This window comes from Vibrio sp. TBV020, from assembly GCF_046056895.1.
Taxonomy (GTDB): Bacteria; Pseudomonadota; Gammaproteobacteria; order Enterobacterales; family Vibrionaceae; genus Vibrio.
This window is the reverse complement of the sequence record NZ_JBEEAQ010000003.1, coordinates 1475861-1489175: the sequence shown is the minus strand read 5'-3', so window position 1 is coordinate 1489175 and position 13315 is coordinate 1475861. Positions and strand designations below refer to the sequence as shown.

Here is a 13315-nt window from a genome sequence, read left to right as displayed (position 1 = left end):
ACGGACCGGAGTCCGCTTTTTCATTTAATGATGTTCTTCGTCGAGCAAATCATCTTTGGCTGCCATTAGATATTGAGCCATCGACCAGTAAGTCAAAATCGTCGCGATGTACAGTGCTGCATAACCAACCCAGATCATCCAATCATCATAACGCCAGATAAGTACCCATAACGCAAACATCTGACTCACTGTCTTAACTTTGCCAACCCATGACACTGCGACACTGGCACGTTTGCCGATTTCAGCCATCCACTCTCGCAGTGCTGAAATAATGATTTCACGTGCAATCATGGTAACTGCGGGAATAGTCACCCAAATGGAAGCGTAATGTTCAGTAATGAGGATAAGCGCTGTAGCAACCAACACTTTATCTGCAACAGGGTCAATAAATGCCCCAAAACGCGAGGTTTGGCCCAACTTACGAGCTAACATGCCATCGAGCCAATCCGTAAAGCCTGCAACCCAAAACACCATTGCTGCGGCGAAAGGAGACCAGCTATAAGGAAGATAAAAAACAACGACAAATACTGGTATCAAGAAAAGTCGCAACAAAGACAAGATGTTTGGAATATTTAAACGCATATTTTTAAAAGGCTCTTTTTGTTTGCGTATTGCTCTATTTGGTGCTTCAAACAGGGCTCTTATGGTGCGGGATTTTTCTTATTGTTTCAATGCTTGATGAATGTTTTCTGCCAAAGAAAGGCTGATACCCGGCACTTTGGCGATTTCTTCTACACTTGCTCTCTTGAGTTCTTGCAGACCACCCATGTATTTCAGCAACGCTTGACGACGTTTCGGCCCTACCCCTTCAATGCCTTCTAAAGCACTGGTTCTTCTTGTTTTTCCACGTTTCGCTCTGTGCCCTGCTATTGCATGGTTATGGCTCTCATCTCGGATGTGTTGCATTAAATGAAGCGCAGGCGCATCACTTGGCAAATTGAACTCATCCCCCTCAACCGTAATCAAAGTTTCCAATCCTGGTTTACGAGTGACCCCTTTCGCAATACCAATAAGGTGAGGTCGTTTCGGCCAATCGCCCCAGTACTGAGAAATGATTTCATGAGCTCTATTTAACTGCCCCTTACCACCATCAATGAACACGATATCAGGTATTTTTTCCACTTCGAGCTGCTTAGAGTAACGACGCTCTAATGCCTGCCCCATCGCGGCATAATCGTCACCACCCGTGATGCCAGAGATATTGTAACGACGATACTCTTGCTTAACCGGGCCTTCATGATTGAACACCACACAAGATGCTATCGTGCTCTCTCCCATGGTGTGCGAAATATCAAAACACTCCATACGAGAGATACTTTCCATACCCAGTAAATCCCTGAGTTCTTTGAAACGCTGAGAGATCGTCATTTTGTGATTGATCTTGGTCGTGATCGCTGTGAGAGCGTTAGTATTCGACAGTTTCAAATAACGGCCGCGCGTGCCGGTTGGATTGATATGGAAATGGACACGACGTCCTGCAATACCTGACAAGGCTTCTTCTAACGACTTAGTCTCATCCACCAGCCCACTATTGAGAATGATTCTAGCTGGCACGGTACGCGCTTCATTGTGGCTCAGATAGTATTGACTCAAAAAGGAATAAAAGACTTCTTGTTGAGTCGTATTGTTTGGAATCTTTGGAAAATGACTACGACTTCCGAGTACCTTACCCTGACGAATCATTAGGATGTGGATACAAGCAATACCATTCTCTTGAGCAAAGCCAAGTACATCCATATCTTCCATCGAATCATCAGAAACAAATTGCTGCTCTTGGACGCGGCGAATCGCCTGAATTTGATCACGGAACTTCGCGGCATCTTCAAACCTTAGTGATTGGCTCGCTTGCTCCATTTTCTCAACTAAGGTGCTCAATACTTGCTGATCTTTCCCTTGAAGGAACAAGCGTACAAGCTCAACCAAGTCTGCATAATCTTCGTCTGAAATCACGCTGCTCACACATGGGGCAGCACAACGACCGATTTGATACATCAAACATGGGCGAGTACGGTTGGCGTAAACGGTGTCTTCACACTGCCGGACAGGAAATATTTTCTGCAAAAGGTGCAACGTTTCTCGAACCGCACCTGAGTCGGGGTAAGGACCGAAGTATTCGCCTTTACGCTTTTTCGCCCCACGATGCATAGACAGTCGAGGATGCTTGTGGCCGCTAACAAAGATATAGGGGTAAGATTTATCATCACGGAGCAGCACATTATATTTGGGCAAGTATTGCTTGATATAGTTGTGCTCTAAGATCAACGCTTCTGTTTCGGTATGAGTCACCGTCACATCGATCTTATCGATATTGCTAACTAATGCGCGTGTTTTTTCGCTATCTACTTTTACTCGAAAATAGCTAGATAGGCGTTTTTTTAGGTCTTTGGCTTTACCGACATAAATAACGACAGCCTCGGCGTTATACATACGATAAACGCCAGGCTGGTTAGTCACGGTTTTTAGAAAAGAAGCCGAATCAAATTGGCTCATACCAACTCCGTGAATTGGCTTAGTAGAATTGCGATGGTAATGATGCCCTATAGTGTTTCGGTATCAATCATGCCATGGCGAATAGCTAAGTGAGTCAGCTCTACATCACCACTGATGTCCAATTTATTGAACAGGCGGTAACGATAGCTATTCACCGTTTTAGGGCTCAGGTTTAGCTGCTCAGAAATGTCAGTTACTTTCTGCCCTTTGGTAATCATCATCATGATTTGCAATTCACGCTCAGACAAATCAGCAAACGGGTTTTCCGATGCCGGAGAAAATTGACTTAGTGCCATTTGTTGAGCAATTTCAGGTGAAATATAGCGTTGGCCACTATTCACCATACGAATTGCGTTGACCATTTCATCAGGGCCAGCGCCTTTAGTCAGGTAGCCAGCGGCTCCTGCTTGCATCACTTTAGTTGGAAACGGATTTTCCGTATGAACAGTTAAAACGATAATTTTCACATCAGGATTAAAACGCAGGATCTTCTTGGTTGCTTCAAGACCACCAATGCCCGGCATGTTCATATCCATTAAAATAACGTCTGCATGATTGCTACGACACCATTTTACTGCTTCTTCACCGCTTTCAGCTTCCCCTGCTACGTTCATTCCACGGACGTCTTCAATAATACGTCGTATCCCTGTGCGAACCAGCTCGTGATCATCTACAAGGAAAACATTTATCAAACTTGTATCTCCACACTTTTATATTGGCTCTGCACCCACAAATTGTGGACTACAGCATAGCTGCCTAGTTTAACTCAAATTTCAGAATTTGCTTACTCTGAATATGTGCTGAAACGCAAACTTTAGCAAGTACTTATTTTCATATATGCCACTTAAGTTGCAATCAATCTATTAATCAATAAGTTATGTACGGTTTTATTAATTCTAACTGAATCTATCGCACACCAGTAACGACGCCGTTTGAGATTCTATTTATGTGGCGCAGCATGTGTTAATCTTAGCTTGCGGGTCAGTTTCCGTATTACCTCATTAAGCATTATTAGCATGGTTATTCAAAGCGGTTTCTTACTTACTCGTCAAGCTCGTGACATTAATGGTCAAACTCAAATTGACCTTTGGTTATCTACTCCTCAAGGGCCAACACAACTCGTCATTCAAGGCGAGAAACCGGTGTTTTTCATCCACCAAAAGGATTTAGAACAGTCAAAAGCCCTTGCTCAGCAACATTCCATTACGGTGGACTGGAAGCCTCTAGAGCTCAAAAGCTTTTCGTTAGAACCTCTCGCAGCTTGTTATAGTTCGCTTACCAAGCAATCTCAGCAATTGGGTAATGTGCTCAAGCAACATGATATTACCGTTCTGGAAGATGATATTCGCCTTGCTGACCGCTACTTAATGGAGCGCTTTGTTAAGGGCAGCCTTGAATTTGCAGGTAATAAGCAACCGAGAGGGAATTATCTTAGCTACTCTGACGTTAAATGCCGTCAAGGTGATTACACTCCCGAGCTGAATGTGGTTTCTCTGGATATTGAGTGTTCAGAGAAAGGTATACTCTACTCGATAGGTCTTGCGAGCCCAATGGACAACCGAGTCATTATGATCGGCGAGCCCCAAGAGTCTGATACTCCGATTGAGTGGGTGAAGGACGAGAAAGCGTTACTCCAAGCGATGGTCAACTGGTTCCAGCAGTTTGACCCAGACGTGATTATTGGCTGGAATGTCATCGACTTTGACTTTCGATTACTGCATAAAAGAGCAGAATGGAACAAGGTTAAGCTCGTCATTGGCCGAGGGCAGCAAAGCAGTTACTTTAGAACCTCAAATACAACTCAACAAGCGTTTATCTCTATTCCTGGTCGAGTCGTCATGGATGGTATAGATACCCTAAAAACCGCGACCTATCATTTTCGTAGCTGGTCTTTAGAGTCAGTTTCTCAAGAGCTTCTTGGCGAAGGTAAACAGATCCACAATGTGCATGACCGCATGGACGAGATCAATCACATGTTTCGTCACGACAAGCTGTCATTGGCAAAATATAATCTGCAAGATTGTGTGTTAGTGAACAAGATCTTTGCTCATACACATTTGCTCGAATTTGCCATCGAACGTGCCAAATTAACCGGAGTAGAGTTGGATCGTGTTGGAGGCTCAGTTGCCGCCTTCACTAACTTGTATCTACCTCAAATCCATCGCGCAGGCTACGTAGCACCCAATTTGCATCCTGAAAACTGGATTGCGAGCCCTGGCGGCTATGTCATGGACTCGATACCTGATCTCTATGACTCCGTATTGGTATTAGACTTTAAGAGCCTATACCCGTCGATTATCCGCAGCTTTCTGATTGATCCTATGGGTTTGATAGAAGGTCTTCAGCTCGATATTGGCAACGAAGACAATCAGGCTGTACCGGGATTTCGTGGGGGGCAATTTCATCGCTCTCGCCATTTTTTACCAGAAATGATCGAGCACTTATGGGCCGCACGGGATGTCGCAAAGAAAAACAACGAAAAAGCGTTTTCTCAAGCAATAAAGATCATCATGAACTCGTTCTATGGCGTCTTAGGCTCCTCTGGTTGCCGCTTTTTCGACACTAGGCTCGCTTCAAGTATTACCATGCGTGGGCATGAAATCATGAAGCAGACTAAAAAGCTCATCGAAGAAAAAGGCTATCAAGTTATATACGGAGATACAGATTCGACGTTTGTATCGTTAAATGGCGAACATTCGCAGCAGCAGGCCGACACGATTGGCAATGAGCTTGTTACTTACATCAACACCTGGTGGACTCGACACCTAAAGGAAGAGTACAACCTGAACTCGATACTAGAACTAGAATATGAAACCCATTATCGTAAGTTCCTTATGCCGACCATTCGTGGCCAAGAAACGGGCTCCAAAAAGCGCTATGCTGGTTTAATCGGAGAAGGTGATAATGAACGAATCATATTTAAAGGCTTAGAAAGTGCTCGTACCGACTGGACTCCTCTTGCTCAAGAATTCCAACAGACACTTTATGCGATGGTTTTTAAAGGTGACAACCCAAGTGATTACGTACGCTCGTTTGTAGAGCAGACCAAAGCAGGTGTATATGACGATAAGCTGATCTATCAAAAACGGCTACGCCGAAAGCTACATGAATACCAAAAGAACATTCCACCACAAGTTCGAGCGGCTCGAATGGCTGATGAGATCAACGCCCAATTAGGCCGACCGTTACAATATCAAAACAAAGGTCGGATCGAGTATGTGATTACCGTATCAGGCCCAGAGCCAAAAGAGTACCAAAAGAACCTAATTGACTATCAACATTATATTGATAAACAGCTCAAGCCGGTTGCCGAAGCTATTCTACCTTTTATCGGTATCGACTTTGCTACTCTCAGTGAGCCCCAATTAGGGCTATTTTAATTCTGGACTAGCGCCTGAACGGTTTGAGCTGGCTGCATAGATTCAACATAGCTCACTAGCTGGTGACAGGGTAAAGACTTACTGTAAATCCACCCTTGGATGGTGATATGGTCAAGTTCTGGAATCCAACTTAATTGGTCTTTCGTTTCAACACCTTCAATGACAATGCTCAGATGCAGCTCTGTTGCGACATTAATCAAGCCATTCAGTACACAGCGTCCTTTTTCGTTCTCAATCGTTTTAATAAAACTGCGGTCAATTTTAATCGCATCAATATCAAACAAGGTCAAATAACTGAGCGAAGAAAAGCCTGAGCCAAAGTCATCAATGTACACTTTTGCCCCAACCGAGTGTAAAGCGGCGATTGACTCCGTGACTGTCGCTTTATCCTTAAGCAAAGATTCTTCGGTAATTTCAATATGAATCTGATTCGCCACTGGTTTGATGATCTCGGTGATCTTCACCATTAGCTCATGATCAACCAATGTATCCGGCGTGAGGTTCACACTAATAGGGTGTAACAACCCTGACTTGGATAAACGCTGTAAATCTTCCACAGCTCGGTTTATTGCCCACAAATCAATGTCTTTCATCAAGCCAGCTTTTTCGAACCAAGGTAAAAATGCGCCTGGGTTTTGGATATTGCCCTCAGTATCAATCGCTCTAATCAAGGCTTCATATCCACACACACGTTTTGTCACATGGCAAATTTGTGGTTGATACTCTAAGGTGAACTCCCGTGAGCTGAAGGTTTCTAACTGGCGCTCTAGTCGCTGCTGTTCTTTTCGACTATTGGCTGCACGTTGCACTCTATCATCCATCAGCAAAGACGCTTCTTCTTGCCGACGAGAATAGGTTGTGTCAAACGACGTCATATGGATAGTCTTATTTTCTGCGTCCCGATTCATCTTTAATACCGATGGGATATAGAGCGCGGCTGAGGTACAAACTAGAAAAATTTGCAGCAGTGACGCATAGATATCACCTTCTGTCACTATGAACGCATTAATAAAAACTGGGCTATTAAAAGGAACAATCGCGGTAGGGATGGAAACATAACCACTCGATACAAACCAATAGGCAATCAGAGTATTAACTAGCGGAGCGCAGATAAATGGAAGTAGCAACCTCAGATTGAAAATGATTGGCAACCCAAAAAGCAGCACTTCGTTAATATTAAAAAAACTCAACGGTAGACTCGCGATCGCGACCAATCTATGCGCCCTATTCTTGCTAAATATCAGTAACGCGAAAACCAACCCTAAAGTCGCCCCTGCCCCACCAATAAAGCTGAAAGCGCCCATAAATGAATAGTTCACTGCACTCGATGTAATGCCGCTAGATAGTAGCTCCACATCTGCAATACTCACTGCATGTTGCAAAGTCTCTATCCAAGGCAGTAGCGCATAATAGCCATGAATACCAACGAACCAAAGCAGCGAATTAGCCACTGCGAACATACTCGCAAACAGCAAAGGAGCATCTTTGTATTCAAGGTGCCAAATACTATCGAGTTTAAGTGCATCAACACCAACAACAATGAGTGCATTCAGCGATATGACAACCAATCCAACCGCGATCGATGGAAGGATCATATTAAGGGACTCTTTGACAATGCGGCCAATATGGCGACTGTAAGCAATAGTGAAAACGCGTTTTTGATAACAGTAGGCAAGAAGCGGAATCGAGTACAGAGGAGTCAATACGCTGATAACTAGCTCAAGTACTTGTACGCTGTCTGAATAGTCAAATATTTTTTGAAACAGCGTTAAGTAAACAATCGAAACTAACGCAACAGGAGGCCGAGGAAGCCGCCACTTCATCGCTAAAATGTAAGCTAGCGCGGCCGTTAGTAACAGTGGGAATAAATCTTTGAGAAATTGGTACAGTTCATTAAGCGTGGCGACCCAAGGTGTGTCAGGACCGACAATAAACTCACCAATAGATGCCACAAGGAGAATTAATGAGATGAGCATCAGGCACGGTAGTATCCAAAGTAATCCTTCCCGGATCGCTTGCAACTGTTCACCGACTACCTCTTTTAGCTGAGACAGTCCCATTTGTTCCTTTTGCACTTACAGCACCATGCTAAATCTTTAGAGACTAAACAACTAAGATTAGACCAGAATTAGACGATGTACTGTGCTCTATATCAATCTATGGGCAATTTTATGGTACAGCGTTTATTTACCCAATCCTAAATTCTGTCTTTTTGTACTGCTTGACCAGCCAATCACCATAGCTGTCTAAGATTCCTATCACTGAACGCTTCGCAATCACTCGACCAGAAAGCAGAATCCCTAGGCGTTCGATTTCAATTTGTTTCTCTGGGTAGTAATTCAAGAACTGTTTTCCACATTCGATTGGATCATCAAACCACTGCTTATCTTTGTACATGACTAAAGAGTAACTGGCACGCAGTAACTTCTTCGCGATGATTTTTTGCGCCTTTACTTGGTCTTCATCTTTGTCAGTTCGAGCAATTCGATTGCGATACACAGCAACCCAATCTTCAACATCCATATTCCAGTGTTTAGCGATTTCCCAACTTGGTTCGTAATCACCAAAGCATTCTGAAAGGTTTTCACCATAGATACACACTGAACAGTGTCGAAGTAGAAAACCCCAAGAGAGAATTCCGTCAAGGCTCGCCACATCTTCCACCAACGCAGTTTTGAATGAGACTTCAGTGACAAATGGGTATGCCTTTTGAAAGCGCCATTTGATGGAATTAAACAAGGTTGTTCTAAGATCACTAAAGTTTTTATGAGTGACCACAATAACATCAATATTCGATTGGCCCGGCCTAGCAGTTTTACGTGCAACACTACCATACAGGTACAGACTATGAAGATTTTCCCCTAAGCCATTTTTTAGATAACTCACGAGATCATCGATAGCGGGCTGATATTGGGCCTGAAAGGCTTGGTTAGGGTCAATAGTGGTAAGGTGCATCTAATTTCGAACAATATAATGAACTGATTGCTTACAATGTTCGCTCACACCGATTGATGAATCAAGATATTCCTTCCTTTATTACCTCGGTATATAATGCCCCGACTCCCTAACACACGAAGGAAAATGTTCATGCCAAAGGCAAGTGAGCTTAAAAAAGGTTTTGCTATCGAATCTAATGGTAAAACACTATTAATCAAAGACATCGAAGTAACCACTCCTGGTGGTCGTGGCGGCGCTAAAATTTACAAACTGCGTTGTACTGACCTAAACACAGGTGCTCGCGTTGATGAACGCTACAAATCTGACGACGTGCTTGAAACTGTAGATATGTTTAAGCGCGCATCTTCTTTCTCTTACGTTGATGGCGACGAGTACATCTTCATGGACAACGAAGATTACACTCAATACACATTCAAACAAGACGAGATTGAAGAGGAACTTCAGTTCATCACTGAAGAGATCAAAGGTCTACACATTATTCTTGTTAATGGCAGCGCTGTCGGTATTGAACTACCAGCAACAGTAGAGCTAGTGATTGAAGAAACTGACCCTTCTATCAAAGGTGCATCAGCTTCAGCACGTACTAAGCCAGCACGTTTCTCTACTGGCCTAACCGTTCAAGTTCCTGAATACATCGCAACGGGCGATCGCATCATTATAAACACGACTGAACGTAAGTACATGAGCCGCGCATAATTATGGCTGATCTTATTTCTTACGACGACGCAATTGATACCGCTTACGATATCTTTCTAGAAATGGCTCCTGATAATCTCGAGCCTGCTGACGTTATTATCTTCACAGCACAATTTGATGAGCGCGGCGCCGCTGAACTTGTTGAAACTGGTGATGATTGGGCTGCGCATGTTGGTTTTGACGTAGACAAAGAAGTTTACGCCGAAGTACGCGTAGGTTTAGTTAATGAAGAAAATGATGTATTAGATGACGTCTTCGCTAGATTATTGATTAGCCGCGATCCAGAACATAAGTTCTGCCACGCATTGTGGAAACGTGACTAATTAGTAAGTGCCGAATACTAAAACACCCTAGCAATTGCCGGGGTGTTTTTTTATCAGGGTTTGTCCGAGAGATAACAGTATTCGTTATCTATATCCAAAAAGACACGCTGACCTCGGAAACCAAGATTTAGCTATCGACCTTGATGTTTTCGACTCGGGCTTTTAGCTTTTGCCCTGGACGGAAGGTCACTACGCGACGTGCACTGATTGGAATGTCTTCACCTGTCTTCGGATTTCTACCTGGTCGTTCATTCTTATCACGCAGATCAAAATTCCCGAAACCAGACAGTTTTACCTGTTCGCCACTTTCAAGTGCCTTACGAATTTCTTCGAAAAACGCCTCAACCGTTTCCTTGGCATCCCGTTTACTGTATCCAAGCTTTTCAAACAGGTTCTCAGCCAAATCGGCCTTTGTGAGCGCCATAAAACTTTCCTCAAAGCTGTGTTAAACATTGCCACCATTAGGCGGCACCTAAACATTTCGCCAAGCCAATCAACAACATATCGGCTTTACTTTGGAAAGTGTATGCCAAGCTTATGATTTTCGCCAACTTTTTTATTAAAAGGCAAGACTTTAACCACTTAAAACAAAGACATAGATGCTATTCCAATCAATATTTTCTAAAAACTTAGTTTAAAAATACCTTAATTATCAGAATATTAAACCATTACTAACACTTCACTCAGTATCAATCACCAAATAGATCAATTTTGCCAATTAAGCCGTTGATGTAAAAAGAGAAACAAAATACCCCTATTGGGTATGTGGTAGGGCTAAGTAATCGCAAAAATGAAGAATTTGTTCTGCGTGTCGAATTGAATCTCAATTTGCCTCTCAACTTACATTCTCATTCTAAAAAATTCACTTGTAGCATAGTGTCAAGTTTCTTACGCCCTCTTCTACAATCAGATCCTTCGTAAATTCATAGCATTATCCTGCTTTGAATTAATCTGGCACTGAATATGCTTTTAAACCGATTAAGAAACATATCGGCAAGGTTTCGACACTGCCACGACGTTAAGGGGTACATTATGGAAATTCAACGTCATACATATTATCGACTCATTCATCATGGTATTAAGAGTCTACTCGTCGACCGAATTGGCCACTTTACAGAACTGGAATATCACGAATATTTAAATGGTATGACTGGAAAGTCGAGTTGCTTTGCCATGAGTGAAGACGAGCTTAGATTCACCGTTGATAGTTTACGCAGCGAAGGATATTTAGAAGACTACAAGCACTTTATGTAGCATGAGAGCACTGAGAGACTAAAGCTCATTGAAGTAGCACTTTGTCCATAAAACATATTTCGTTAGACTGGAGTCAATGTAGTTATCTATAAACACATCCCGAAAGGTGGCGACACCGCAACCCCTAGCGAATAGATCACTTGTTTTGTTACAATACCTTTTTCCAGCGGCCTCTTTGGTCGCTGTTTTGTTTGTACCGGATGTCAAAATGAGCCCTGAAATGAATACACCTAAAGGTCAACTTCTTCTAAGAACCCTCGCAATGCCCGCTGATACTAACGCTAATGGCGATATTTTCGGTGGCTGGATCATGTCTCAACTTGATTTAGCCGGAGGCATACTCGCCAAAGAAATTTCCTCTGGGCGTATTGTCACTGTTTCAGTATCGAGTATTACGTTTAAGAAACCTGTTCGTGTTGGTGATGTGGTTTGCTGCTACGGAGAATGTACACGTATTGGTCGTACATCCATGAGTATTGACCTTGAAGTATGGGTTAAACCGGTCAAAGAACACGGATTAGAAGATCGCTTCATGGTTTGCGATGCGACCTTTAATTATGTTGCCATTGACTCCGAAGGAAAGCCTCGCCCGATCAATTAACTCGATGGCAGAAGTCTAATTATCTCAACGTAAAGGCTTTAAAACAGATCGATTTCGGGTAGAGTAAGCAAACTCCATTACAAATTTCACATAAGGACATCTGAAGATGTGGTATGTCATTTTCTCACAAGACGTTGAAAATTCATTAGAGAAACGTTTAAGCGTTCGCCCTGCGCACTTAGAGCGTTTACAAGCACTACAAGATGAAGGTCGCCTATTAACTGCTGGACCTATGCCGGCGATTGACTCAGATAACCCAGGTGAAGCGGGCTTTACTGGCTCTACAGTGATCGCTGAGTTTGACTCACTATCTGATGCACAAGCATGGGCTGACGCCGACCCTTATATCGAAGCTGGTGTTTACGAAAACGTCATCGTAAAACCATTCAAAAAAGTATTTTAATCACTATGAATACACTGCGAACTATTGCTTTGCTTGCCATGACAGCCATTGTCGCCGGTTGTTCTTCCGCTTCAGCAGAGAAACAAAGGCATCTCGAAATGCTTGCTGACAGTCGCGCAAACCTGTTGGCATCAGAGCTTCCTCTTGAGCATGGCCCTCTTTCAATTATGAGAGCAAACTCAAAAGGAACCACGATTGAAATTATGATGGTTTACAATCAGGATGCTCCAGGAGCAAAAGACACCAAACAGGTTCTTAAGCAGAGTATTCATACCTACTGCAGCAGCCCTGATACTCGAAATAACTTGGAAGTTGGCCTTAGTTACCGAATTAAAATGCGCAATAGTCGCGGCCAACTAATGGCAGATGAACTGGTCACTTATGACCGATGTGTAAACTCAGCCAACTAAAAAGTCACTAAAAACCTCGCTCAGCGAGGTTTTTTATTAGCATTGATTCATACGCTACCGCTTGCTCTCTATTACAAGGCGACATATAGTAAAAATATCACTCATCGCTAACGTATTGACCGATGGCGGAAAATACTAGCGTGAGTGACCAATAAAACTCAAATGGGTAAACGGAATAATCCTCGGAGCTATAACTATGAAAAAAATTCTAACTGCAGTGGCCATTACAACAGCATTCGCATCTTCAGTTGCTGTTGCTTCAACGCCTGTTATGTTCTCTTCTATCAACAATTTCAATGCACCTGATGATGCAAACGTGGGCGGCGTTCGCTTAGCAGCACTGCACGGTAAAGTTGATACACTGAAAGGTGTCGATTTCTCAATTGTTGGTATGTCTGAGTCTGATGTGACGACAGGTGTTAACTTTGGCTTGTTCTTCGGTGCATCTAAAATCAACCAAGAAATGACTGGTGCTTCACTAGGCCTATTTAACTGGAACGAAGGTAAAACAACTGGTGTTAACCTTGGTGCTGTGAACGTCACTAATGACGTAAGCGGCGCAAACGTCAGCTTTGTGAACTACTCAGAAGGTAACACGATGGTTGATGTAGGCGCTGTAAACCTTTCTAGTGAATCAACTGTTCAGGTGGGTATCTTCAACAAAACGACGAAAATCGAAGGTGTTCAGGTTGGTCTAATCAACTGTGCCGATAACGGTTTCCTACCTTGTTTCCCTATCGTGAACTTTTAATCTTATCGCTTCATAAAGAAAGACCTCGCGATTGCGAGGTCTTTCTTTT

Annotated in this window: 14 protein-coding genes; 8 read left to right on the top strand and 6 right to left on the bottom strand. The window is 43.1% G+C overall.

Annotated features, from left to right (window positions below):
• Positions 1 to 24: 24 nt before the first annotated feature.
• The 3 genes from pgsA to uvrY all read right to left on the bottom strand — a co-directional run bounded on the left by pgsA (position 25) and on the right by uvrY (position 3182).
• Complete coding sequence (gene pgsA, locus AAFX28_RS14885) at positions 25 to 582, bottom strand: CDP-diacylglycerol--glycerol-3-phosphate 3-phosphatidyltransferase (protein WP_408688797.1); 558 nt, start codon at positions 580 to 582, stop codon at positions 25 to 27.
• A 78-nt stretch (positions 583 to 660) separates the two neighbouring features.
• Positions 661 to 2490: an excinuclease ABC subunit UvrC gene (uvrC, locus tag AAFX28_RS14880; RefSeq protein ID WP_408688795.1), complete on the bottom strand. Its 1830-nt coding sequence runs from the start codon at positions 2488 to 2490 to the stop codon at positions 661 to 663.
• Between the two features lie 47 nt (positions 2491 to 2537).
• On the bottom strand, positions 2538 to 3182 hold the full coding sequence (gene uvrY / locus AAFX28_RS14875; RefSeq protein ID WP_004416227.1) for a UvrY/SirA/GacA family response regulator transcription factor: 645 nt from the start codon (positions 3180 to 3182) through the stop codon (positions 2538 to 2540).
• Positions 3183 to 3506: 324 nt separating this feature from the next.
• Between uvrY and AAFX28_RS14870 the strand changes: the two genes are divergently transcribed.
• A complete protein-coding gene (locus AAFX28_RS14870) occupies positions 3507 to 5870 on the top strand; it encodes a DNA polymerase II (protein WP_408688793.1) in 2364 nt (787 codons plus the stop codon).
• Here AAFX28_RS14870 and AAFX28_RS14865 read toward each other — a convergent pair.
• Together AAFX28_RS14865 and AAFX28_RS14860 are read right to left on the bottom strand one after the other, a co-directional pair.
• A complete protein-coding gene (locus AAFX28_RS14865) occupies positions 5867 to 7945 on the bottom strand; it encodes an EAL domain-containing protein (RefSeq protein WP_408688791.1) in 2079 nt (692 codons plus the stop codon). The two genes, AAFX28_RS14870 and AAFX28_RS14865, sit on opposite strands and share 4 nt — an antisense overlap.
• A 112-nt stretch (positions 7946 to 8057) precedes the next feature.
• The gene (locus tag AAFX28_RS14860) at positions 8058 to 8825 is read right to left on the bottom strand and encodes a nucleotidyltransferase domain-containing protein (protein WP_408688789.1); all 768 of its coding nucleotides are present in this window, start codon (positions 8823 to 8825) and stop codon (positions 8058 to 8060) included.
• Between the two features lie 132 nt (positions 8826 to 8957).
• On the opposite strand from AAFX28_RS14860, the gene yeiP reads away from it, so the two are divergent.
• A complete protein-coding gene (yeiP, locus tag AAFX28_RS14855) occupies positions 8958 to 9524 on the top strand; it encodes an elongation factor P-like protein YeiP (protein ID WP_408688787.1) in 567 nt (188 codons plus the stop codon).
• Between the two features lie 2 nt (positions 9525 to 9526).
• Positions 9527 to 9847, top strand: coding sequence for an HI1450 family dsDNA-mimic protein (locus tag AAFX28_RS14850; RefSeq protein ID WP_408688785.1), 321 nt, complete (start codon positions 9527 to 9529; stop codon positions 9845 to 9847).
• A 127-nt stretch (positions 9848 to 9974) separates the two neighbouring features.
• On the opposite strand, the gene ihfA is transcribed toward AAFX28_RS14850, so the two are convergent.
• Positions 9975 to 10271: an integration host factor subunit alpha gene (ihfA, locus tag AAFX28_RS14845; RefSeq protein ID WP_408688783.1), complete on the bottom strand. Its 297-nt coding sequence runs from the start codon at positions 10269 to 10271 to the stop codon at positions 9975 to 9977.
• Between the two features lie 608 nt (positions 10272 to 10879).
• Between ihfA and AAFX28_RS14840 the strand changes: the two genes are divergently transcribed.
• The 5 genes from AAFX28_RS14840 (at position 10880) to AAFX28_RS14820 (ending at position 13266) form a co-directional block, all read left to right on the top strand.
• Positions 10880 to 11101, top strand: coding sequence for a hypothetical protein (locus AAFX28_RS14840; RefSeq protein WP_408688781.1), 222 nt, complete (start codon positions 10880 to 10882; stop codon positions 11099 to 11101).
• Between the two features lie 208 nt (positions 11102 to 11309).
• Complete coding sequence (gene yciA / locus AAFX28_RS14835; RefSeq protein WP_408688780.1) at positions 11310 to 11702, top strand: acyl-CoA thioester hydrolase YciA; 393 nt, start codon at positions 11310 to 11312, stop codon at positions 11700 to 11702.
• A gap of 106 nt (positions 11703 to 11808) precedes the next feature.
• Positions 11809 to 12105, top strand: a complete 297-nt coding sequence (locus AAFX28_RS14830; protein ID WP_408688778.1) for a YciI family protein — start codon at positions 11809 to 11811, stop codon at positions 12103 to 12105.
• A gap of 5 nt (positions 12106 to 12110) precedes the next feature.
• Entirely contained in the window at positions 12111 to 12515 is a 405-nt protein-coding gene (locus tag AAFX28_RS14825) for a GspS/AspS pilotin family protein (RefSeq protein WP_408688776.1), read from the top strand.
• A gap of 196 nt (positions 12516 to 12711) precedes the next feature.
• The gene (locus AAFX28_RS14820; protein WP_408688775.1) at positions 12712 to 13266 is read left to right on the top strand and encodes a VC2662 family protein; all 555 of its coding nucleotides are present in this window, start codon (positions 12712 to 12714) and stop codon (positions 13264 to 13266) included.
• The last annotated feature ends 49 nt before the right edge of the window (positions 13267 to 13315 follow it).